Genomic DNA, 23456 nt, shown 5'->3' on the forward strand with positions numbered 1-23456 from the left:
CCCCCGCCCTTCTTGTGGTTTCGGACTAACCACACCCACGGTGTATGGAGCGGGGCGTTGGGGGGGCCCCGCATTTTGGGTTGGGGGGTGGGGGGGGGGGGCCCCCCCCCCCCGGGGGGGGGGGGGGGGGCCCCCCCACGCCCCCCGGGATACTTTTGGCAAGAGGAAGAAAGGCGCGTATGGGTTTATCCCAGAACGGCTTTTACGGCCTTTTCGGTCTTGCCAACAATCTCGTCCGCCTCTTTGCGGGTGAGGCAGAATGGAGGGGCGAAACCGAGAATGTCACCCTGCGGCATGGCGCGGCCGATCACGCCCTCGGCCAGAAGTGCGGCGGCAACCTGAGGGCCGATCTTATCGCTGGCCTCGAAGAAGGTCCGGCTGTCCCGGTCGCTGACGAATTCCAGCGCGCAGAGCATGCCTTCGCCGCGAATGTCGCCAACATGGGCGTGATTGCCCAGGGCCTGAACCATGCTGTCGCGTAGAAAAGTTCCGACGCTGTCCGCGTTCCCTACAAGGTTCAACTCGTTGATCAGCTTCAAGTTGGCCACTCCTGCCGCCGCGCCGATGGGATGCGCCGAATAGGTCCAGCCATGGCCGATGGGGCCGTTTTCATCCGTGCCCTGTTCCAGCACCTGCCACATCCGCTCGCTGACAATCGAGCCTGAGAGTGGCGCATAGGCCGAAGTCAGCCCCTTGGCGATGGTGATCAGGTCCGGTTTAATACCGTAGTGATCCGAGCCGAACATCGTGCCGAGGCGGCCAAAGCCGGTCACCACCTCGTCGGCGACCAGAAGGATGTCGTGCCTGTCGAGCACCGCCTGAATCGCGGGCCAATAGCCAGCAGGCGGCGGCACGATACCACCGGTGCCCAGCACCGGCTCGCCGATGAAGGCAGCAATCGTATCGGCACCTTCACGCTCGATCAGCGCCTCCAATTCGGCCACGCAATGGGCGGTGAACTGCGCTTCGCTCATTGGCAGATTATCACGACGGAAGAAATCGGGGGCAGTCGTATGCAGCACCTGCGCCAGCGGCAGATCGAATTTCTTGTGGAACAGCTCCAACCCGGTCAGCGACCCGGTCATCAGCCCCGAGCCATGATAGCCGCGCCAACGTGAGATGATCTTCTTCTTCTCGGGGCGGCCAAGGATGTTGTTGTAATACCAGATCAATTTGACGTTGGTCTCATTGGCGTCTGACCCGCCCAGCCCGAAATAGACCTTGGACATATGCGCGGGCGCCCGGTCGAGGATCATTTTCGACAGGGTGATCGAAGCCTCGGTGCCATGCCCGACATAGGCGTGGTAATAAGCGAGCTCGCGCGCCTGATCTGCAATCGCCTCGGCGATCTCCTGGCGTCCGTAACCGACGTTTACACAATAGAGCCCGGCAAACCCGTCGAGCAGGCGGTTACCGTCGCGATCCTCGATATGGCAGCCCTGACCGCCGGTCAGCACCCGTTGCGGGGTATCGCCGCGGGCAAATTCGGCCAGATGGGTGGAGGGGTGAAAGAAATTGTCGCGGTCCCAGCTTTCAAGCTGGTCGTTCTTGAGCATGGCTCATCTCCAAGTGCTTGGCGGCGCGCCGCCATTTGCTGATCAGGAGCCAGTTGCGCAGGTCGGGCCCCATGGGGCCGTGGCAGGCAAAAGCTCCGCTCACCCAGGCAGCAGCGCGCAATGCCTTTATTACCCAGACAGCGAATGGCTAACTTATTGTCGGGCCGCTTTCCACCCCTGTCGCAATTTGGCGCTTGGGTACGACGGCCTTGTGGTTCAATGTGCGCAATCAAGGGATCAGGGGAGCAATGAACATGGCCGAGAATCTACCTTTCACGAAGCCGGAATATGCGCGCCGGATCGACAAGACTCGCAAGGCGATGGCAAAGGCCGGGCTGGACGCCGTTTTCGTCACCGATCCGTCCAACCAAGCCTGGCTGACCGGTTATGACGGCTGGTCGTTTTATGTCCATCAAGGTGTGATCCTGACCATGCAGGGCGAGCCCGTCTGGTGGGGCCGGATGATGGATATGTTCGGCGGGCGGCGGACCTGCTGGATGGATCACGCCAACATCATTGGCTACGGCGACCACTACGTGCAATCGACCGAACGCCACCCGATGCAGGACCTTGCAGCCGTACTCTCGCGTATGGGATTGGCCAAGGCACGGATCGGCGTCGAGATGGAGAATTACTATTATTCGGCCAAGGCCCATGCGGTTCTGACAGCCGAGCTGTCTGGGGCCGCGCTTGAGGACGCGACAGCGTTGGTCAACTGGCAGCGATTGATCAAGTCGGATGAAGAGATCAGCTTCATCCGCAGGGCTGCGCGAATTTCCGAGAAGGTGGTGCGCGTGGCCATCGACAAGGCCGAGCCGGGGGTGCGCAAGAACGATCTGGTGGCTGAGATCCTGCATGCCGGTATCACCGGTGTCGGGGACGATTGGGGCGATTACCCAGCCATCGTGCCGCTCACGCCCTCGGGGATGGACGCGACCGCCGCGCATCTGACGTGGAATGGTGATCCGATGCGGGCAGGGGAGGCGACGTTTTTCGAGCTTTCGGGCTGTTATCGCCGCTATCATGCGCCCCTCTGCCGAACGGTGTTCCTTGGAAATCCCGACGATGACATGAAACGCGCCGAGACCGCCCAGATGGAAGGCATCGAGGCGGGGTTGGACGCGGCGCGCGCGGGCAACCGGACCTGCGACATTGCAAATGCCTTCATGGATGTTCTGGCCAAGCATGGGATCGAACGCGAGGGGCGTATGGGGTATCCCATCGGTCTTTCCTATCCGCCTGATTGGGGCGAGCGCACCGCTTCGATCCGCACCGAAGATGAAACCGTTCTGCAACCCGGCATGGTGTTTCATTTCATGCCGGCGCTGTGGATGGATACGTGGGGATTAGAGACCACCGAGACGATCCTGATCCGTGAAGATGGCGCGGCCGAAGCGCTCTGCGATGTCGAGCGCAAGCTCTTCGTGAAACCATGACAGCGCTCAACCAAACCCGCGTGTTGCTGGCCGAATTGATCGCCTATCCGACAATCTCGACCGACAGCAACCTGACAATGATCGAGCATCTGGCGGGGCTTTTGGAAGATTCAGGCGCCCGGGTCGAGGTGATGGCCAGCCCATGCGGCACCAAGGCCAACCTCTTTGCCACGCTGGGGCCGGACGCGCCGGGGGGCATCGTGTTGTCGGGCCATTCCGACGTGGTGCCGGTGGCCGATCAGAATTGGACCAGCGATCCGTTTGAGATGATCGAACGTGACGGGCGCTGGTATGGGCGCGGGTCCTGCGACATGAAAGGGTTCATTGCCGCAGTGGTGGCGATGGTGCCGAGCTTTGCCGCGCAGGTCAACGACCGCCCGCTGCATTTTGCCTTTACCCATGACGAGGAAACCGGCTGCATCGGTGCGGGCCATCTGGCGGCGGAGCTGCAAGCGCGCGGGATCAAACCGGGCGTGGCGATCATCGGCGAGCCGACCTCGATGCGCATCATCGAGGGCCACAAGGGATGCTATGAATACACCACGCGGTTTCAGGGGCTCGAGGGGCACGGCTCGTCCCCTGAAACCGGGGTCAGCGCGGTGGAATACGCGGTGCGCTATGTTGGCAAACTCTTGGAATTGAAGGACAGGTTGCGGGTGCTTGCGCCGGACAGCAGCAAGTTCGAACCGCCCTGGACCACGGTCAATGTGGGTGCGTTGCAGGGTGGGGTGGCCCATAACGTGATCGCCTCGAAGGCGGCGGTGGAATGGGAAATGCGCCCGGTTCAGGAAAGCGACGCCGATCTGGTGAAATCCACCCTCAGGACCTATTGCGACGAGGTATTGTTACCGCAGATGCGCGCGGTCCATCCCGAGGCCAGCATTGAAACCGAGGTGATTGGTGAGGTTGCGGGTTTGATCCCCACGGACGAAAACGAGGCGCGGCGCATCGTGGCCGAGTTGACCGGGGCGAATGGTGCCGACCTTGTGCCGTTTGGCACCGAGGCGGGGATTTTCCAGGGGCTGGGCATGGACGTGGTGGTCTGTGGCCCTGGGTCGATTGAGCAGGCGCACAAGGCTGACGAATATGTCGAGATCGACCAGATGGAGCAGTGTCTGGCGATGCTGGAGCGGTTGGCAGCACGTCTTTGATCCGCCTGTGGGACCCCGGCGAGTATCGGCTATACGATCCCGAGCCAGTCGGTATGCGTCTTGATGCGGTCTTTGCCCATCCCAAGGCGGGTAAAAACAGTATGGGTCGCTTCGACAAAATCCGGCGGACCGGCCACGTAAACGTTGAGATCTGACAAATCCGCAAATTGCGCAGCAACGGCGGAAATTGCCTCCTCGCAGTAGCTCTGGTTCGAAAGCAGCGTGATCCTCTGGGACATAAGGTTGGCAAACACATTGTCATACGCATCCGCCCAGGCGCGGCCAAGGTTGGGCAGGTATTGATGGTCTGGTGTCGGCGAAAACCGGAACAGATGGATGTCCTTTTCGACGTCCAGTGACATGGCGTGTTCGATCAGGCTGATGATCGGAGCAAAGCCGGTATGCCAGCATAGGAACAGCGAAGGGCGCTTGTCACTTTCATCGAGGAAAAAGCTGTTCCCGAACGGTCCCTCCAGGTGGATTGTCTCGCGTACGGCCAAATCACCGTCGAAGATTGCCTCGGAAAAGGCGTCGCCTGGAATATGCGGAACATGGAAATGAAGGTTCCTGTCGTCACAGGGGCAGCTTGCAACGGCCTGTTTCCTCTGGATGCCTCCGGACATGGTCAGCGTGACGGATTGGCCCGAGATGAAGCGCAAACGGCGGCTTCTGGGGGTTTGCAGATGCAGTCTCGCGACCTGGGGATCCAGGAACTCGATAGCCTTCACCTTGGTATCGATCGACTGAAGCGGAACGTCGTCGGGGCCTTGCGTGACGTCGGCCTCGATCACGATATCACCAAGCGCGCGGTTGGCGCACATCAGGAAGCTGCCATTCGCTTTTTCCGACAGGGTGAAGGCATGGTCGGAATGCCGGATTTGCTCGATCTCACCAGATTTAAGTATTGCTTTGCACTCCCCGCAATTCCCGTTGCTACATCCGTAAAGCGGTGTCAGCCCCGCGCGCAGGCAGGCCTCGAGAACAGATTCGTTGGCTTCGATCGGGCTTGATCGGCCGCTGGGAAGAAAGGTGATTGTTCGGGTCAAGGTGCGCGGGGCTTTCGCTGATCGTTATGCAGGTAACATGGGCATTCAGCGCGCATGGTCAATGCAGCATCGAAGGTGCGTGTCGCGAAAGCTGCCGGACCGACACGCCGGTGCGATCAAGTGACAAAGAAAACGCAGGCCCCGAGCCGGGACCTGCGCGCATCTTGTTAATGGTCACCCGCGTGTTACTGGCAGGCAAATTCGTCCTTCAACGTGGCCAGTAATGCCTCATTGGCGGGCATGGCCTTGCGCTCGGAATACGAGGCGTGCACCCAGCGCATGAAGGCCCAGCGGACCTCGTCAGCGGTGTTCTGGTCAGGGGCGCAGATGCCCATCGATTCCTTGGCGCCTGTCATTTTCAACGCACCGACGAACCCCATGATGTATTGTTCGCATTCGGTTTCGGCGGCTTCGCCCCAGCGGGCGTCGTTGTCGGCTTCCTGGCAGGGCGACAGCAGGTCACCCGCAGTGTAGACATCGGCATGACCGGGACTTGCCAGCGCAGCAAAGGCCATGGATGCGATGAGTAGAGCGGAACGCATGTAGTAGCTCCTTGTCTCGTAAAAGTCGTTCGCCCCGGCCGATGGTTCCGGCCGGGGCATTGGTTCAAGGCTTATTCACCAGCCATCGAGTGGATCGCTTTGTTCATCACGTCCTGGTGCTCTTTGTTGTTCACAAAGGCGGGCGTGTTGACTTTATCCCAAAGCGTCTCGTCGGTCATGTTCTGGTGACAACCCATGCACAGCCCGGTGCGTTCCATCTTCTCGCGCATATCCTGCGGAAGCGGACCGGTCAGCGGCCAGTGCGAGCCAACAGTCACAAGCTGTTTGCCATCTTCAGTCACGATCCGGCTAAGGTCGTGATCAAGCGACGGAACGGCTTGGATCTGCTGCTGGTACTGGTTGGGAATAATCTGACCGGTTGCGGTCTCCATATCCACGACCATACCGGTCGAGTTCTTGGCCATGAACCGGCCACCCGAGATGCCATACCCCAGTGCTTTGGGGTTGTTGTGGCAGCTCTCACAGCTACGTGCCTGACGGCCTGCTGTGTGCGGCTGAACGGCAGCGTGGTCCAGACCCTTGGTCCCACCGGCGTCCGGGGTCATCCAGGTCTCGTTATGGGCCACGGTGTTACCGTCCTTGTCGATCACGGTGGTGATCACCTGGCAACCCGGCATCAGCGGGCTGACTCGGCCTTCACCGTTGATCCCCAGTGTCGGCTCTTCCCACCGCAGGTAGCTGCGGGTTTCAGAGACCTTACCGGCCGAGGTAAGACCGTTCGTGCCAAGCACGTTGTCGGCGGTCAGACCATCGGGACCACGCGAGTTCGCGTTGTTGATCCAGTCGACATCGGTTTTGCCTTCGCTATAATCCACGGTCACGTGGCAGCCATAACATTGCGGCGCCCAATCGGCGTGGCAGGCATAGCATTCCATGCTTTCCATGTGTTTGCCAACCGATCCCATGGCCACTTGCGCGTCCGGGGATTTCCAGGTGCCGTCGGTGGCGATCTGTTTCAGAACCGGAACCTCGAAGTCGAGACCCGATGCCGAGTGCAGCATCACCTTGTCACCACTTTTGACCACGTTGCCGAACGGATTGCCGCGGGCGGTCAGAAGGAAACCGTCCTGGGCTTCATAGTCCTGGGCGAACATGACGGTTTCATCACCGGCTTCTTCGCTCAGACCACGTGCATCGGCCGCGATCTCGGTCTGGAACTCTTCGCCATAACCCAGCGGCAGTTCCCACGGGAACTTGGCTACCGTGCCGTGGCAGTCTTCACACTCGATCTCAACTTGCGCCAGCGTGGTGCCGGGCAAGTTGCCGTCGCCGTGCATATCCACAGAAGTGTGGCAGTCCTGGCAAAGCATACCACCCTGCGGGTTGCCCTCACGCGAGTCGATCGCATGGTGCAGGTCCGACTTGATGTAGAGATAGTTCTTGGTGTGCAGTTTCGGCTGCTTGCCACCCGAGGCGTTGTAGGGCGAACCATACGGGAATTCCATGATCCCCTGATAGCTGACGCCAATCCGTTTGCCGCGGTTGTGGCAGGTGTTGCAGGTTTCAGTCGGGATACCGGAGTATTCGACGTCGCCATGCTTGACCTTGGATTTCCGCGTGCCCTGCATCTGGTGAGTCAGCAGTTTGCCCGGTTGCTCTTTCGAGACGGTCGGGTCGCCGCCTTCATAAAGCCCTTCGTTCGAGTAGGGTACGTGGCAGGACGAGCAGCCAGCGCCACGGAAGTCACCGCGCTTTTCGCGACCGTTCACGCCAACGTGGCACCGCTGACATTGCTGGCGCGAATAGGTGATACCGGCCATGTTCGGGTGTTCCGAAATCGCGTCGACATCCACCTCGGGTACCTGCTCCATGCTCGGGGGCAGCTGATCGGGATGTGATTCCGCGAATGCGACCATGTATTCCTTGTAGGCGTCGGTGCCGACGGTCGGCGTATAGCCATCGTCGTCCACAAGATTGTAGTTGCCGTAAACCGAACGGTGCGTGTCGATCACGCCCCAGGCCCACAGGTTGCCCTGCAGCTTGCCGGCCTCGGTGTTCATCAGCGACTTGGTCAGACGTTCGGCATAGCCGTCGTGGCACTGACCGCACGAGTTCGCCGCCACCGGCAATGCGCCGGGATCGGGGTAGAACATATGCGGGCCACCGGTCTCGATCAGGTCTGCGGGCGATCCCATGTGGGCCTCTTCGGCGGTCAACCCGTCGGGCTTACCCCCGTGGCAGGTCACACAGCCGCCCGGATCGTTGTAATCTTCGGCGATGGCAACAATTTGTTCCATCATGATGCCGTCGGTGAATTTCTCGATACCTTCATGGCACGAGAGACAGCCTTTTTCAGCAGCTACCGCAGGCTCAACCTTCTCGGGCACGCCTTCTGCGGCGGCCAGAGAGGCGGAGCCGAACAGCAGCGCCATGGTTAGCAGAATAGTTCTCACGGGAATCGCTCCTTTCGAACAGACAGAATTCATCACGTAAATGCTATGACTGCGGCGCCGTGACGCGCCCTGACAAAAATCAGTTTTTCCACGATTGCACAGAAATGCCTGATTTTTAGGCAATTTTCGCAACTTTGATCCTGCTCAAAGACCGGTCAGGAAACTGTGATTATCCTCGCCACTAACGTCGAATATGGCGGCACGACGCAGGTTGTATGTTCAACGGATGCGATGGCGCCGATTGCGAGGGTGATACAATCGATACGGATATTCACTATGCCTGTTCGCGCAGGTTATGCACCTTTTTGCCCGAAGTACGTTCCGGCACCGGACCGCGTGCGCATCGCACGCTGCATCTCAAGCGCGGTGAGCGGCTTGAGACGGCTGGCGACGGTTGCCTGCGGTTCTGGGTAATGGTGCGCGGCACGGCCGCGGTCTGCACAACCTTCCCCGACGGGCGCCGTCAGATCACCGGCCTAGAGCGGGCCGGTGACACGATCTGTGGGCCGATGGCGGCGACCGAAACGCCAAGCTGGCTCGAAGCGATGGACGACTGCATTATTTGCGAGCTCGACTTTTCGCATCAAGCGGCAACGTTGCAGCGCGATCCGAAATTCCTTGATGCAATGTTCCGCGTCGTGCATCGGCGGCTTGAGGCTGCGTCGCGGCAACTGGCCACGCTGGGGCGCCTGGACAGCACCGAACGGGTAGTCCTTTTCCTTGCTGAAATGGCCCTCAAAGCGAATGCCAATGGGCCACAGACCAGGCCGGTGCGCCTGCCGATGTCGCGCGAGGATATTGCCGATTACCTTGGGCTGAATGCCGAAACCGTCAGCCGCATCATGGCGCGTTTGAAAAAATCGGGCATGTTCAAATTCCTGTCACCAACGGAATATGTCCTGACCGACCTGGATGCGGTGGAGCGCCGTTTGCCTATTCCGGTGCCGCGCCCGATGCGCGACGTTTCGATCGGTGGCGGCGGCCACGAGGCGCATCTCAAAGAGGTGGGGGCATGATGATCACGGAACTTGGCCACTTAGCGTTGTGGCTGGCGCTGGCGGCGGCGTTGGTGCAATCGGTGGTGCCGCTCTGGGGTGCTCGTTCAGCGTCGGCCTCGGCGATGCGGGTGGCGGATACGGCGGCGCAAGTCCAGTTCATTGCGGCGGCGGCGGCTTTTGCGGCACTGACCTACGCCTATGTCGGCTCGGATTTTTCGCTTCGCAACGTGGCGCTCAATTCCCATTCGACCAAGCCGATGCTCTACAAGATCACCGGCGTCTGGGCCAACCACGAAGGCTCGATGCTTCTTTGGGTGCTGATGCTGGCGCTGTTTGGCGTGCTGATCTCGGTCTTTGGCCGGATGATCCCGGTGGTGATGCGCTCGACCGTGCTGTCGGTGCAGGCGATGATCGGGGTGGGTTTTTACCTCTTTCTAGTGCTGACCTCGAACCCGTTTACCCGGATGGCCCCGGTGCCGATGGACGGGCAGGGGATGAACCCGCTGTTGCAGGACCCGGGCGTCGCCTTCCACCCGCCGCTGCTCTACCTGGGATATGTCGGCTTCTCGACGGCCTTTTCCTTTGCCGTTGCCGCGTTGATCACCGGCCGGGTTGATCCCGCATGGGCCCGCTGGATGCGGCCCTGGGTGCTAATTGCATGGTCCGGTCTGACCGCCGGCATCGCGCTGGGCTCGTGGTGGGCTTATTATGAACTGGGCTGGGGCGGGTTCTGGTTCTGGGACCCGGTGGAAAACGCCAGCTTCATGCCCTGGCTGATTGGCACCGCGCTGCTGCATTCCGCCATCGTTGTTGAAAAACGCAATGCGCTGTTGAAGTGGACCATCCTGCTGGCGATCCTGACCTTCTCGCTGTCCTTGATCGGAACATTCCTGGTTCGTTCGGGCATCCTCAGTTCCGTCCACGCCTTTGCCGTCGACCCGGCCCGTGGTGCCTTTATCCTGCTGCTTCTGTGCATTTACATCGGCGGGGCGTTGACGCTCTTCGCTTGGCGCGCCTCACAGATCAACGAAGGCGGCGTTTTTGCCCTCTGGTCACGAGAAAGCGGTCTCTTGCTTAACAACGCGCTTCTCAGCGTCGCCACCGGTGTCGTCTTTGTCGGCACACTTTATCCGTTGGTGCTGGAGCTGATCACCGGTGACAAAATCACGGTCGGCGCGCCCTATTTCAACCAGACCTTCCTGCCGATCTTTGGTTTGACCATGCTGGCCGCCGGGATCGGCCCCTTCCTGTCTTGGAAACGCGCCCGTAAATCGAACGTGCTGCGCCGGGCATTTGTCACGACCGTCGCTTCGGCCATCATCACTGCCGGTATCGCGCTGATCTGGGGGCTTTACGAATTGCTCGGCCTCGTGGGCATCTATGTCGCCACCTGGCTGGCGGTTGCCACCTTGCAAGACCTCGGCGCCCGCGCCGGTCTGCCCAATGTCGGCGCCACCACCGCCCTGCGCCGGATCATCGGCCTGCCACGCTCGGCATGGGGGCTGTATTTCGGCCATATCGGCCTGGCCATTGCCGCCGCAGGCGTGGTCGCCGTGTCGGTTTGGAAGGCCGAGGCGATCCGCTCGGTGCAACCGGGCGAGGGCCTCAAGGTCGGCGGCTATGTTTTCACACTGCACGAGATCGAGAACACCACCGGCGCCAATTTCCAGACCTCTATTGCCAAGGTCACTGTCACCCATAACGACAAGCCGGTAACCGAGCTTTACCCCGAACGCCGCTGGTACCCGGTTGAACGCAAACCCTCGACCGAGGCGGGTATCCGCTCGCTTTGGCATGGTGACCTTTATGCGGTGCTGGGCGACCCGGACGGGCGCGGCGGCTATGTCGTGCGCTATTACTATAACCCCGGTGTGCCGTGGATGTGGCTGGGTGGTGTTCTGATTTCGCTCTCGGCTCTCATATCGCTCACCGATCGACGGCTCAGGATCGGCGCGCCCAAACGCGCCCGCCGCGCCGCGTTTCAGGCGGCAGAGTAGGGGGCAGGCATGCGCATTCTTTTGATCCTCACCTTCTGGCTGGCCTCCACCCTGTCCGTGATGGCCATAGGGGCGGATGAAATGTTCGCTGACCCGGCGGAAGAGGCCCGGGCGCGCGAAATCGGACGACAGTTGCGCTGCCTTGTCTGTCAAAACCAGTCGATCTTCGACAGCAATGCCGCACTGGCCAAGGACCTGCGTGTTGTTGTGCGTGAACGGATGGAGGCAGGGGATGAGGACGGCGCGGTGCTTGACTATATCGCCTCAAAATACGGCGACTATGTGCTGTTGAACCCGCGTGTACGTGGCGCGACCATCGTCCTCTGGGCTGCGCCATTGGGCCTGTTGGTCTTCGCTATCGGCACGGTGATGCTCTATCACCGCCGCCGTCTTGCAACCCGATCCCCGGAAAAGTTGACCGAAGCCGAGCGTGAAGAAGCGCGCCGGCTGCTGGCCAAGGAGTGAGCCTATGCTGTTCTGGTCCATTGTCCTGCTGATTGCCCTGATTGCCGGGCTGTGGTTGGCGCAACCTTTCCTGCGCCGGGGCGTGGTCGAAGTGAACGACAGCGACAGCGCCATTTCGGTTTATCGCGACCAGATGGATGAGATTGACCGAGATCTTGCCACCGGTCTGATCGGCGAAGAGGAACGCGACGCTGCGATGCGAGAGATCGAACGCCGTGCATTAGGCGCCGCCCGCCACATGGATGGCGGCTTTACCGTGTCGCACCGTTCGCTGCCCGTGACCGGCGCCCTGGTGGCGGTCTGTGTGGCTGTGGCGCTGGGCGGCTATGCTTTGACCGGCGCGCCGGGGACCAAGGACCAGCCTTTGGCTGCGCGCAAGATGGAGGTTCTGTCACAGCGCGCCAAGGCGGGTGATACCAATGCTCAAATTGCCCTGATGATTGAAAAGACCAAGGACAACCCCGACAGTTTTGAGGATTGGTGGATGCTTGCCACTTCCTATAGCTCCCTGGGCGATCACGCATCGGCGGTCGAGGCCTATCGCAAGGCCGCAGAACTCGGCGGTGATCAACCCGCCGTGCAATCGGCCTATGCCGAGGCCATGGTCATGGCCAACGGCAACAAGGTACCACCCGCCGCACGTCTGATTTTCGAGCAGGTGCTCAATCGCGGACCCGACGTGCGGGCGCGCTATTACCTGGCCTTGCAAAAGGCACAGTCGCAGAATTTTCAGGCCGCGCTCGACGACTGGACCGCGCTGGCCCGCGACAGCGTACCGGATGCGCCCTGGATGCCGATGGTGCGGCGTGACATCGTCAATATGGCGCGGTTCTTGAAGGTAGAGGTGACCGACTACCTGCCCGAAGCCACGCCGGAAGAGATTGCCAAATCTGGTGGGCAGGGGCTGTTGTCCCCTGCCGATTCTTCCACGCGGATTGCCAAGCTGCGCGCCGGGCTGGCGGAGGAACCGCATAACTACAAGGCTTCGATCGAACTTGCGACGCTGCTGGCTCAGGGCGGAGATGATACCGCCGCCGTGGCTGTGCTGAACGATGCACGGCAAAGTTATGCCGCCGCGCCTTTTGTGCTGGATAAAATCGAACAGGCCGCGCGGGCGACCGGTTTGGATATGCTCGACGGCAACGTAAATCCGGCGGTCTCCGGGCCGACCCACGAAGATGTTGTGGCGGCGCAGGGCATGACAGCGCAAGAAACCGATGAGATGGTGGACGGCATGGTTGCGGGGTTGGCCGCCAAGCTGGAAGAGAACCCCGACAACCCCGATGGCTGGGTCATGCTGGTGCGCTCTTACGCGGTGATGGGGCATCCGGACAAAGCACGCGCGGCGTTGGATCGGGCCACGGCCTTTTACGCCGGAAATGCCGAGGTTCTGACGCGGCTCGAGGCGCAGGCCAGGGCGATGATCGGTGCCGATTAGGGCATTTTTAGCTTTTCCAAGAGGCCGGCCCGGATTGATGCCATTACTCTCGCAGTAATGCGGGTGTCGCTTTTTTCTGGTAAAGTGACGCAAGCATGGAGCCAGTTAAGATTGGATGTTAGGGCCAGTACAGAAGGGTCAGCTTGGGGCGCCCGACGCCGTTGCTGTTGGAAAAACAGCGTAACACTCTGAAATTCAGTTGTGAATGGCAATTGGGTTGGTCAGGCCGGCCGTAGTGATCTTGTGCGTTTTCTTGGGGTTGGGAGTCAAAAAAAACATTGATCGGCCCGGTCAAATACCTACGCTTCCACGTGGACCCTGTCTCGGTACGCGTTGCGAAGCCGTTACAGGGTATAAAGTGGCAGCAAAGCCACGCGTTAAGTACCGGACGAAAGTCCGTCTGACATGGGAGACTATAATGACACTTAAATCCAAGATTCTTGGAGCCGCTGCGGCGCTCGCGGTTCTGGCCCCCTCGGCCCAGGCCGCTGACGAGATCACCGTGGCCTACTTCCTCGAATGGCCGATGCCGTTTGAATATGCCAAGCAAATGGGCACCTATGACGAGGCGCTGGGCGTCAAGGTCAACTGGGTCAGCTTTGAGTCGGGTGTGAAAATGTCCGCCGCCATGGCCTCGGGCGATGTGCACCTCAGCGTTAGCCAGGGCCTTCCGCCCTTCGTGGTTGCCACCTCGGCCGGGCAGGATCTGCAAATCCTTGATGTTGCCGTGTCCTACGCCGACAACGACAACTGCGTTGTCCGCTCGGAGCTTGAAATCGACAAAACCAACGCCGGTGAACTGGCTGGCAAGAAGGTTGCGGTGCCGCTGGGTACTGCCGCACACTATGGCTTCCTCAAGCAGATGAGCCATTTCGGTGTGGACGTGGGCAGCATGGACGTTGTCGACATGGATCCGCCGGACGCTGCTGCTGCCATCGCTCAGGGCTCGATCGACATGTTCTGTGGCTGGGGCGGTTCGCTGCGCCGCGCGCTCGAGCATGGCAACGTGCTTCTGACCGGTGACGAGAAAACCGAGCTGGGTATCCTGGTGTTCGACGTGACCTCGGGCCCGGCAGGCTGGGTTGCAGAAAACGGCGACCTGGTCACCAAGTTCCTCAAAGTGACGGCAGATGCCAACGCGATGTGGGCCGATGAAGCCAACCGCGCCAAGATGCTGCCGGTGATCGCCAAGGATGCGGGCATGGACGAAGACGCAACCATGTCGACCATCTCGACCTTCTCCTTCCCGACTGTCGAAGAGCAGCTGGGCGCAGGTTGGCTGGGCGGCAACGCACAGACCTTCATGAAGGGCGTGGCCGACGTGTTCGTTGAAGCCAAAAGCATCGACAGCGCGCTCGACAGCTATGACGGCGCGGTCAACACCGGCCCGCTGGCTGCCGCAGGCGGCATGTAAGACCTAAACCCGTGCGCGGCCCGGAGTTCCGGGCCGCGCAAATTCCGTATCCGCTCTTCCGTCCAATCCGACGGTCTCGCAAGGCGCACACGCAAGGGCGCAAAGAGCGGCCAGCGCAAAGCAACAGATAACTAGGAAAGGCAGGCCATGTCAGGACTGTCCATCGAAAACATTTCGATGCGTTTCGATCTGCCCAATGGCAGCTCGGTTCAGGCGCTGAAAGATGTGTCTCTGCATCTCAAAGAAGGCGAATTGATGAGCGTTCTCGGCCCTTCGGGCTGTGGCAAGACCACGCTTCTCAATATCGTGGCCGGGTTCCTGGCCCCCACCGAAGGCCAGGTGGTGATGAACGGGCATGTTTGCATGGGGCCCGATGCCGAACGCGGTATGGTGTTCCAGCAAGGCGCATTGTTTGAATGGATGGACGTGCGCGAAAACGTCAGCTTCGGTCCCCGGATGAAGGGCCAGAAAGAAGCGCAATGGGCGGAACATGTCGATCACCTGCTCGACGTCACCGGCCTTGGCGACTTCAAGGACAAGGCGATTTACGAACTGTCGGGCGGCATGCAGCAGCGTGTGGCATTGGCGCGTTGCCTGGCCAACGACCCCGATGTGATCCTTATGGATGAACCGCTGGGTGCGCTGGACGCGTTGACCCGCGAGAAGATGCAGGGTCTGGTGCTGAAACTCTGGAAAGAGACCGGCAAAACCATCATCCTGATCACACACTCGGTGGAAGAGGCGCTATTGCTCGGCGAACGTCTGCTGGTTATGGCACCGCGCCCCGGGCGCATTCACAAGGAATACCGTTTGCCCTTCGCCGACCTGGGCGTTGGGGCCGACCTGCGCGAGGTCAAGAAGCACCCCGACTATGGTCCGACTCGCGAGGAAATCCTGGAAATGATCTGGGACATGGAAGAGGAAATCATGGGACGCACGGAGGACGCACAATGACCGGGTTCATCATTCTTCTCGTCTATATCGCGATTTTCGTCGGGTCGTTCCTGCTGATCCGGTTTCTGGTGCATCGCGCGACCAACGATTACACCTCGCTCAAGACGGTGACCTTTGGCGACGAAAGCGCGGTGGTGTCTAATCGCTGGGCCAGCGTGATATCAGTGGTCACGATCTTCCTGATCTGGGGTGCCTTTACCGGTTCGAAATTCGTGCCCGGGTTCTTGCAGGCACCTTCGCCATTTGTCGGCGAAACCTCGTTTGTCTACACGCTGGACGATGGCAACGGTAATCGCGACGACGCGACCGTCCATGTCAAGGTGTTCAACTTTGGTGAGGACGTGGTCAAGTTCAAGGTCGAGCCGGGCGACGGCATCGCCAAGGACGACGCCGTCGCCATGACGGCTTCACGCACACAGACGGTTTTGTTCGACAAGAACGATGAGGCCAAACGCAAGGCCGGGGCATCCGTTGTCGCCATCGAGGGTGATCCGATTTCGCCCGGTACCGTCGTCACCAACGACAAGGGCCGTTTTACCCTGACCGACAAGGGCGCGATCAGCTTTACACCGCCCAAGGGGCTGCAAATGGACCCGGTTTACCTACCTCCTCCCGAGGCCGTGGTAGAACGGGTGGTCGAGATCGGCAGCGAAGGCTATCGTGGCTCCACCCTGGCGGTTCACCTGGGCTATTCGCTGTTCCGTGTGATCGCGGGATTCATCGCCGGGGCTCTGGTGGGCATTCCGTTGGGCTATGCCATGGGGCTGAACGGCTGGTTCCGTGGCTGGTTTGACCCGATTGTCGAGTTCATGCGGCCCGTGCCCCCGCTGGCGTTGATCCCGCTGATCATCATCTGGTTCGGCATCGGCGAGGTGGGCAAGATCATCCTGCTGTTCCTGGCCGCGCTGTGGATCATGGCGATTGCCGCACGTTCGGGCGTGTCAGGCGTGAATATCTCGAAGGTGCACGCGGCCTATTCGCTGGGGGCGAGCAAGTGGCAGATCATGCGCCACGTGATCGTGCCCAACTCCCTGCCGGAAATCTTCACCGGGGCCCGTGTCGCGATGGGGGTCTGCTGGGGTACGGTTGTGGCCGCCGAACTCGTGGCTGCGTCCGAGGGCGCAGGCATGATGATCATGGTGGCATCCAAGTTCACCCTGACCGACATCGTTCTGATGGGGATCATTCTCATCGGTGTGATCGGCTTTGGTATCGACATCCTGATGCGCAAGGCCGAGAATATCCTGGTTCCGTGGAAGGGCAAGCACTGACGCCTGACCGCAGGTCCTGAAATGAAACGCGCCGGGCCTTTGGGTCCGGCGTTTTCTTTCGTGGAGTGGTGCCAAAGGTTTCGAATTGGCTGCGCCAATCCGACCGTCTGGGGGGCCAGCCCCCCAGACCCCCCGAGGTATTTTTGGTCAGATGAAGAGAAATATGCCTGGGCGCGTTAATCCAACACCTGTCGTAAATACCCGTCCGCCGCCTGCACTTGCTCATAAAGCGCGAATTCCGGCGCGCGCTTCTCGTGCAACCGGGCCTTGATTTCGGCACTGATCGGCGCGGGCAGGTCGGGCGAGACATTGTATTGTTTCAGCTTCAATTCGGTCTGGAACCGCTTTTCCAGAAATCCGCGGATTTTAGGCTGGGATTCATAGGCAAAGAGGTGATGCACCGGAACCTGACCCTTGGCCATGATCAGGAACCCCTGCTGGCTGCCCACCTTGGCAAAGGGCGGCGGGTCGTCCTCGAGTGCGGCTTCGATAAACTCGTCAAAGCTTAACCCCTTGGTCGAATTTGGTTGCCCCTCCAGCTCGTCACGCGAGCGATAACGGTACCAGCTGCGCATATGCTCCAGCGGATGGCGGATCACGGCCATGCGTTCCGGGGTCAGGCTATAGGCGCTGCGCAGGAATGGTGCCAACTTGCGCTGGTAGAACGAGACATTGGTATGTTTGCGCCGTCCGGCAAGGATGATGTCAGCGCGATGCCGCAAGGCAAGCTCATAGGATGTGGTGCCTGTCTTCGGCACCGAGAACATGACCAGATTTTCCTTGAAGAAAATCAGCATGTCAGGACTGCCATTTTCCCTCGAACCCTTCCGGAACCAGCAGGATATCGCGCCCCACCTCGTCCATACTCCGTCGCCCGCACAGCGCCATCGACACGTCCATTTCCTTGTGGATGACCTCCAGCGCCTTGGTCACGCCTTCCTCACCCATCGCGCCTAGCCCGTAGATGAAGGCGCGCCCGATATAGGTGCCCTTGGCCCCCATGGCGACGGCCTTCAAAACGTCCTGACCCGAACGGATACCGCTGTCGAGATGGACCTCGACCTTGTCGCCCACCGCGTCCAGGATCGACGGCAGGGCACGAATGGAGCTCAGCGCGCCATCAAGCTGTCGCCCACCATGGTTCGATACGATAATCGCGTCGGCGCCCACCTTGAGCGCCATCTTCGCGTCCTCGGCGTCGATGATCCCCTTCAGGATCACCTTGCCGCCCCACATTTCCTTTAGTTTGGCGATCTTGGCCCAATCCAGCGTCAGGTCGAACTGTTCGGCAGTCCAGCTGCCCAGGTCGGCCGCATCGCTGACCCCTTCGACATGGCCGACGATATTGCCGAACTCACGCCTCTGCGCCCCCAGCATCCCGATACCCCACCTCCACTTGGTCGCGAGGTTGATCAGGTTGGCAATGGTTGGCTTGGGTGGGGCGCTGAGGCCGTTTTTCAGGTCCTTGTGGCGCTGCCCCAGGATCTGCAGGTCCAGCGTGATCACCAGCGCCGAGCATTTCGCTGCCTTGGCCCGCTCGATCAAACGGCGAATGAAATCCTCGTCGCGCATGGTGTAGAGCTGGAACCAGAAGGGTTTGTTCGTCGCCGCCGCCACATCTTCGATCGAATTGATCGACATGGTCGACAGGGTGAACGGCACCCCGAATTTTTCCGCCGCCCGTGCCGCCTTGATCTCGCCATCGGCGTGCTGCATGCCGGTCAGACCAACCGGGGCCAGCGCCACCGGCATGGCCACGTCCTCGCCGATCATCTGGCTTTTGGTTGAGCGCCCCGACATGTCCACTGCGATCCGTTGGCGGAAATAGATCTCATCGAAGTCCGACGAGTTCTCGCGGAAGGTCTGCTCGGTCCAGCTGCCGCTTTCGCAATAATCATAGAACATCTTGGGCGCACGACGGCGATAGATGCGTTTGAGGTCCTCGATCTCGGTGATGACGGGCATGTTTGGCCTCCCCTTGGCATTACTAATTCGTTACCAACCCCCCGGATATGACGCAACGGCCAAGTGGCGCAACGCAGCCATGCGCGGCAGGATGGGCGGGCAACAGGAGCGCGCCCATGTTCTTTGACGATCTTCCCGTCGGCTTTGTCCACGAGACCGGCAGCACCATGCTCAGCGAGGCCGAGATCATCGCTTTTGCCGAACAATACGATCCGCAGCCGTTTCACACCGATCCTGTGGCCGCAGAAGACTCGATCTATGGCGGGCTGATTGCTAGCGGCTTCCAGACCATGACCGTGGCTTTCGACCTTGTGCTCAAGTCAAAGGTATGGACCGAGGCTTCGATGGGCTCACCCGGTATGGATGAGGTGCGCTGGAAACTGCCGGTGCGCCCTGGTGACAGCCTGCGGGTGCGCATGACCGTTACCAAATCCGAGCCCTCTACCTCGCGCCCCGACCGCGGCCGCACAACGATCTTCTACGAGATACTGAACCAGCGGGACGAGGTCGTCTCGTCCTACTACGTTGTTCAGCTGCTCAGGCGAAACACCTGAGCAGGCCCGGAGATATTTAAGAAATCCTGTCTCCTCACCGGCGGTAAATCACCGGGAACCAATCCTCGCGCAGCCGCTCACCAGGGTTCATCCCGTGCTCGGGGAAGGGGGGGGAGGTCCGACCCGCCCGCTCGACATAGCGCGCATCGTCGCCCACCAGCCGCAGCGAAAAAGCCCTGCGCGCGATGTCGCTGGTGTTGCCGCGTGCGCCATGCAGAATGTCATAGTTGAAGGCCACCGCATCGCCGGGCTCCATCGCCCATTCCAGGACCTCCATGCCCTCAGCATCGGGATCGGGAACCGGCATGTAATCGTCGATATTGGGGAAGTAGGCCTGTTCGCTGACCCAGCGCATCGGCAGCACTGGCTTTTCCCACGTATGCGATCCAGGCACCATGCGCAGGCTGGCATCGCTCACCGGGTCAAGCGGTGACCAGAAGCTGATCGTCTGCTTGCCGTCAACAAAGTAATAGGGCCCGTCCGTATGCCAGGGGGTCGCCATCGAGGTGCCCGGTTCCTTGACCAGCACGTGGTCGTGGAACACCTGCACATTGTCGGTCTGCATCAGATCGGCCGCCACTTCCGCTGCCGGACTGTTGCGAATGACCTCTTCAAATTCGGGGATGCGTTGCCAGTTGCAGTAGTCATCGAAAAAACGGCCCGTCTCGCCCGCTTTCTCGTTTTCCGAGGCATATGGGCCCGGGTCTTTCATATTGTGTGCCACGCCTGCGCGCAGGGTCTCGACGTGATCGGCGAACAGCCCACGGATGATGGTCACCCCGTCGCGGGCATATTGATCGATCTGGTCTTGCGTCAAAAGCGGGTGCATAGCGGGTCCTTTCGGTCAATGCGCGGTCAAATCTTGAACTTCCTTGGCTGGGCTGTCTACACCAGAATGATCCGGGAATTGCTCGCCTGTGGATAAGACGGAAATCGCTCCGATACCAGGTGCTTGCCGCGTGTTCCTTACAGCAAGCACTAACAATGCGTGTGGGTGGCTGACATGTTCGCGATTGTTAGCAAATCGACGCCAACCCATCGTTGGCTCGCGCCTCTAGTCAACACGAAACCGGCCCGTGTTTCATGAGTTATCCCCAGATTGTCCACCGAGTTATCCCACGCTGGGCACGGAAAAGTCAGGTTGAGATGTCATCACTTGTTTTACTTTTTAGTGATTTGGAGGTTGTTATCCACAGATCTCGTCGGATTACCGTCACTTAACGCCGAATTCGCGTTGGCTTGTTGGCAACCACGACTAAAGGACGAGCTGAATTGTGGATAGTTTTTACGCACAGGCTTGCTCAGTTGAAAACGTGGATGAATATCTGGTTATCGGTCGAAAACAACGGATATCACGCCCAAGTGTTCCTGGCGGCCAATGTCACCCCAAATCTTCAAACCAGGCGGCGTGAGGCGCCGAAAAAACGGATTCAAGTGAAGAAAGGTTCAATAAAATCAATTTGTTAGCGGGTGATTCACGTGATCGAATTGAGGCCTGTCCCGATTGATCCAACGTTCACCGGCTGCCTGATTCCAATGGCTTGTAAGGGAAAGCTCAACCAGCGCCACATCACATTTTGCAGCCACCTTGGAAAAGATTTCCACCGTGCTGAATCAATTGACATCCCCGGCCAAGGCGGTGCTCGAAAACATGCGCAATGTCGAGGCTGTCATCGCCAAGGCCACCGGAGCGGTTGACCAAAGCGGGAAGGTCGTGGGCGTTGCGGTTGAGGCGATGAAGGAATGCGATCGGCCCCCTGGGGAAATCTTGAGAATCACCGACGTGATCAAGTGCATCAGCTTTCAGGCGAATCCGCTCGCGTTGAATACCGGGCTCGAAGTCGCGCGGGCGGGTGACGCCGGGTATTGCTTTGCCGTTGTGGCATCCAAAGTCCGGACCTTGGCACAAAACTCATTGAACGCGGCGCTGGAAATCAAGTCGTTAATCTCGAACGGTTCGAGCCAGGCGACCTAGGATATCGATACGGTAGACAGGACAGGCAAGCCCCTGGACCAGACCTTACTGACAGGACAATCAAACGTACGCTAATCGTGACGTGTTCGCGGACTCTGGTTTCGGTGTCAGGGCAGACCTTCCAAGCCTAGCTTCTGTTGATAGCTTGGCCAGGTAAGGAGCAAACCACGGCCAATGGAGGTCCGTTCCTCTTCGAACGTCGGCCGAGTCGGGAAATTTTGGCCAGTTACTGAAACCTCCGGCCCAAAGCGGTTGTTGCCGCAAGTCGGACGCGAATGGTGGGATTTGTGATCAAGAGAACCCAGGTGCATGAAAAATACACCATGTTTTCAATTCGTTGTGGGGGAAGGCTGGTACCCCGTAGGGGAATCGAACCCCTCTTTCCAGGTTGAAAACCTGGCGTCCTAACCGATAGACGAACGGGGCATGGCCCAGCCGTGAGGCTGCTTCTAGAAAAACCCGGCCCCCCGCGCAAGCGGAAATTTGGCATTTGCGAAAGAAATTTTGCACAAAGCCTCAACGCCCGGCAGGGGCTGCATCCTCGAGCCGAAGTTGCGGCGTCACCCGCCCGCGCCAGTGGTTGACTTCCAGCCTCCCCGCCACGTGGAACCGCGCCCCACCATGGTTCTCGATTGCCGGGCCAAGGGCGGTGTCATAGGCGCCAAAGGCGATCCCTTCCAGCTTGGCGCCCAGCCCGTCACCGATGCTGAACTTCAGATGGCTTTCGCCCACCCGTTTTGTGAACAGCACTTGGCAATCCGGAAACGCAAATCGCGGGGCAGGGGCACCCGCTCCATAGGGGCCCGCCGCCTCCAGCTGTTCGATCATCTCGACCGTTGCTGCGCCGGGCATCAGCACCCCGTCAAGTTTAAGCGCTCGTGGCCCCAGGTCGCCCGCGCCCTGTTTGGCCAACAGCTCGCTCAAACGCGCCATGGCCTCTTCCAGCCGGCCGCGCGCCACGGTCAGTCCGGCGGCCATCTTGTGGCCGCCGCCCTTGATGAGCAGCCCTTCACTGGCCAGCCGCTGGATCGATGCACCCAGATCAATGCCCGACACCGACCGGCCGGAACCCTTGCCCTCACCGCCTTCCAGCCCGATCACCACGGCGGGCCGCCCGGTGGCCTCTTTCAGCCGCGAAGCGACGATGCCCACCACGCCCGGGTGCCAGTCTTCGCCCGCCGCCCAGACCAGCGGCGCATCCAGCCCACGTTGCTCGGCTTGATCCAGCGCTGCGGCGCGCACCCCATCCTCGATCTCGCGTCGTTCACGGTTCAGCTCGTCGAGCCGCTCGGCCATGACCCGCGCCTCGGCCTCGTTGCCGCAGGACAGAAGCCGCGCGCCCAGGTCGGCCTTGCCGATCCGCCCACCGGCATTGACCCGCGGCCCCAACAAAAACCCGAGGTGATAGGAAGACGGTGCGCTCTCCATCCGCGCCACATCGGCCAGCGCCACCAGCCCCGGGCGTTCGCGTCTTGCCATCACTTTCAACCCTTGCACCACGAAGGCCCGGTTTACTCCCACCAGCGGCGCCACATCGGCCACCGTTGCCAGCGCCACCAGGTCCAGCATCGCCATCAGTTGCGGGCCGTTGCCGTCACCCGCCTCGCGCCGCTGCCGGTTGGCTTCGACCAGCATCAGGAAAACCACCGCTGCTGCGCAGAGATGCGCCAGATCGCCGGTTTCGTCCTGCCGGTTGGGGTTCACCACCGCCAGCGCCGCCGGCAATGTCTCGCCCCCCAGGTGGTGATCGAGCACCAGGACATCAGCCCCTTCCGCCGCGGCGATTGGCTCATGCGACAGGGTTCCGCAATCGACGCAAATGATCAGGTCATGCGCCTCGGCCAGCGCCTGCATCGCCGGTACGTTCGGCCCATAGCCCTCGTCGATCCGGTCGGGCACATAAAGCGTTGCCTCGCGCCCCATCTGCCGTAACCAGTCAAGCAGCAACGCCGCAGAGGTCCCGCCATCGACATCGTAGTCGGCAAAGACCGCAATCTTTTCCTTGCGGCCCACGGCTTGTAGAAAACGTGCCGCCGCCGCCTCCATATCCTTCAACGACCGTGGATCGGGCAGCAATACCTTCAGGCTCGGCGCCAGGAAGTCCTGAGCTTCTGTGGCCTCGACGCCGCGCCGCGCCAGAACCTGCGCCACGGCCCGCGGCAACCCGGTCTCCTGCGCCAGCGCCTCGGCCGCCCGATCAAGCTCTACCCCGGGTCCCAGCCATTCGCGCCCGCTCAGCGATTGCTCGACTCCAAGAAAGCTCACCAGACCGGCCCCTTC

At 60.5% G+C, this 23456-nt stretch carries 19 protein-coding genes and 1 tRNA gene; 11 read left to right on the forward strand and 9 right to left on the reverse strand.

What is annotated here, in order from left to right:
* Positions 1-185: 185 nt before the first annotated feature.
* The gene (locus tag RXV86_RS21460) at positions 186-1556 is read right to left on the reverse strand and encodes an aspartate aminotransferase family protein (RefSeq protein ID WP_316302601.1); all 1371 of its coding nucleotides are present in this window, start codon (positions 1554-1556) and stop codon (positions 186-188) included.
* 254 nt (positions 1557-1810) lie between these two features.
* Between RXV86_RS21460 and RXV86_RS21465 the strand changes: the two genes are divergently transcribed.
* Complete coding sequence (locus tag RXV86_RS21465; RefSeq protein ID WP_316302602.1) at positions 1811-2992, forward strand: M24 family metallopeptidase; 1182 nt, start codon at positions 1811-1813, stop codon at positions 2990-2992.
* Entirely contained in the window at positions 2989-4143 is a 1155-nt protein-coding gene (gene argE, locus RXV86_RS21470) for an acetylornithine deacetylase (RefSeq protein WP_316302603.1), read from the forward strand. Before RXV86_RS21465 ends, argE begins: the two co-directional genes overlap by 4 nt.
* A gap of 29 nt (positions 4144-4172) precedes the next feature.
* Here the strand turns inward: argE and RXV86_RS21475 are convergent, their stop codons facing one another.
* The 3 genes from RXV86_RS21475 to RXV86_RS21485 form a co-directional block, all read right to left on the reverse strand.
* Positions 4173-5189 carry a 2Fe-2S iron-sulfur cluster-binding protein gene (locus RXV86_RS21475; protein WP_316302604.1) on the reverse strand — a complete coding sequence of 339 codons (1017 nt, stop codon included), beginning with the start codon at positions 5187-5189 and terminating at the stop codon, positions 4173-4175.
* Positions 5190-5374: 185 nt separating this feature from the next.
* A complete protein-coding gene (locus tag RXV86_RS21480) occupies positions 5375-5731 on the reverse strand; it encodes a Rap1a/Tai family immunity protein (protein ID WP_316302605.1) in 357 nt (118 codons plus the stop codon).
* Between the two features lie 71 nt (positions 5732-5802).
* Positions 5803-8145: a hypothetical protein gene (locus RXV86_RS21485; protein ID WP_316302607.1), complete on the reverse strand. Its 2343-nt coding sequence runs from the start codon at positions 8143-8145 to the stop codon at positions 5803-5805.
* A gap of 215 nt (positions 8146-8360) precedes the next feature.
* Between RXV86_RS21485 and RXV86_RS21490 the strand changes: the two genes are divergently transcribed.
* The 7 genes from RXV86_RS21490 (at position 8361) to RXV86_RS21520 (ending at position 16682) form a co-directional block, all read left to right on the forward strand.
* Positions 8361-9161: a Crp/Fnr family transcriptional regulator gene (locus RXV86_RS21490; RefSeq protein ID WP_316302608.1), complete on the forward strand. Its 801-nt coding sequence runs from the start codon at positions 8361-8363 to the stop codon at positions 9159-9161.
* Positions 9161-11140: a heme lyase CcmF/NrfE family subunit gene (locus RXV86_RS21495; RefSeq protein WP_316302658.1), complete on the forward strand. Its 1980-nt coding sequence runs from the start codon at positions 9161-9163 to the stop codon at positions 11138-11140. The genes RXV86_RS21490 and RXV86_RS21495 overlap by 1 nt, the downstream gene beginning before the upstream one ends.
* Before the next feature lie 9 nt (positions 11141-11149).
* Positions 11150-11605, forward strand: coding sequence for a cytochrome c-type biogenesis protein (locus tag RXV86_RS21500; RefSeq protein ID WP_316302610.1), 456 nt, complete (start codon positions 11150-11152; stop codon positions 11603-11605).
* A gap of 4 nt (positions 11606-11609) precedes the next feature.
* Entirely contained in the window at positions 11610-13043 is a 1434-nt protein-coding gene (ccmI, locus tag RXV86_RS21505) for a c-type cytochrome biogenesis protein CcmI (protein WP_316302611.1), read from the forward strand.
* A 418-nt stretch (positions 13044-13461) separates the two neighbouring features.
* Positions 13462-14457: an ABC transporter substrate-binding protein gene (locus RXV86_RS21510; protein ID WP_316302612.1), complete on the forward strand. Its 996-nt coding sequence runs from the start codon at positions 13462-13464 to the stop codon at positions 14455-14457.
* A gap of 147 nt (positions 14458-14604) precedes the next feature.
* Positions 14605-15411, forward strand: coding sequence for an ABC transporter ATP-binding protein (locus tag RXV86_RS21515; RefSeq protein WP_316302613.1), 807 nt, complete (start codon positions 14605-14607; stop codon positions 15409-15411).
* On the forward strand, positions 15408-16682 hold the full coding sequence (locus RXV86_RS21520; protein ID WP_316302614.1) for an ABC transporter permease subunit: 1275 nt from the start codon (positions 15408-15410) through the stop codon (positions 16680-16682). The genes RXV86_RS21515 and RXV86_RS21520 overlap by 4 nt, the downstream gene beginning before the upstream one ends.
* A gap of 176 nt (positions 16683-16858) precedes the next feature.
* Here RXV86_RS21520 and RXV86_RS21525 read toward each other — a convergent pair whose 3' ends face one another.
* Both RXV86_RS21525 and RXV86_RS21530 read right to left on the reverse strand, forming a co-directional pair.
* The gene (locus tag RXV86_RS21525; RefSeq protein ID WP_316302615.1) at positions 16859-17479 is read right to left on the reverse strand and encodes a sulfotransferase family 2 domain-containing protein; all 621 of its coding nucleotides are present in this window, start codon (positions 17477-17479) and stop codon (positions 16859-16861) included.
* 1 nt (position 17480) lies between these two features.
* On the reverse strand, positions 17481-18647 hold the full coding sequence (locus RXV86_RS21530) for an alpha-hydroxy acid oxidase (RefSeq protein WP_316302616.1): 1167 nt from the start codon (positions 18645-18647) through the stop codon (positions 17481-17483).
* 116 nt (positions 18648-18763) lie between these two features.
* On the opposite strand from RXV86_RS21530, the gene RXV86_RS21535 reads away from it, so the two are divergent.
* Positions 18764-19201 carry a MaoC family dehydratase gene (locus RXV86_RS21535; protein WP_316302617.1) on the forward strand — a complete coding sequence of 146 codons (438 nt, stop codon included), beginning with the start codon at positions 18764-18766 and terminating at the stop codon, positions 19199-19201.
* A 34-nt stretch (positions 19202-19235) separates the two neighbouring features.
* Here RXV86_RS21535 and RXV86_RS21540 read toward each other — a convergent pair whose 3' ends face one another.
* Positions 19236-20030 (reverse strand): phytanoyl-CoA dioxygenase family protein, encoded by a 795-nt coding sequence (locus RXV86_RS21540; protein ID WP_316302618.1) that lies wholly within the window; start codon positions 20028-20030, stop codon positions 19236-19238.
* A 777-nt stretch (positions 20031-20807) separates the two neighbouring features.
* Here RXV86_RS21540 and RXV86_RS21545 point away from each other — a divergent pair.
* Positions 20808-21176 carry a methyl-accepting chemotaxis protein gene (locus RXV86_RS21545; RefSeq protein ID WP_316302619.1) on the forward strand — a complete coding sequence of 123 codons (369 nt, stop codon included), beginning with the start codon at positions 20808-20810 and terminating at the stop codon, positions 21174-21176.
* Between the two features lie 351 nt (positions 21177-21527).
* Here RXV86_RS21545 and RXV86_RS21550 read toward each other — a convergent pair.
* Together RXV86_RS21550 and recJ are read right to left on the reverse strand one after the other, a co-directional pair.
* Positions 21528-21602: transfer RNA gene (locus RXV86_RS21550), tRNA-Glu, on the reverse strand.
* A gap of 90 nt (positions 21603-21692) precedes the next feature.
* On the reverse strand, positions 21693-23441 hold the full coding sequence (gene recJ / locus RXV86_RS21555; RefSeq protein WP_316302620.1) for a single-stranded-DNA-specific exonuclease RecJ: 1749 nt from the start codon (positions 23439-23441) through the stop codon (positions 21693-21695).
* Positions 23442-23456 lie beyond the last annotated feature (15 nt).

The organism is Aliisedimentitalea sp. MJ-SS2 (genome assembly GCF_032586155.1).
In the GTDB taxonomy this organism is placed as follows: domain Bacteria; phylum Pseudomonadota; class Alphaproteobacteria; order Rhodobacterales; family Rhodobacteraceae; genus JAWHTC01.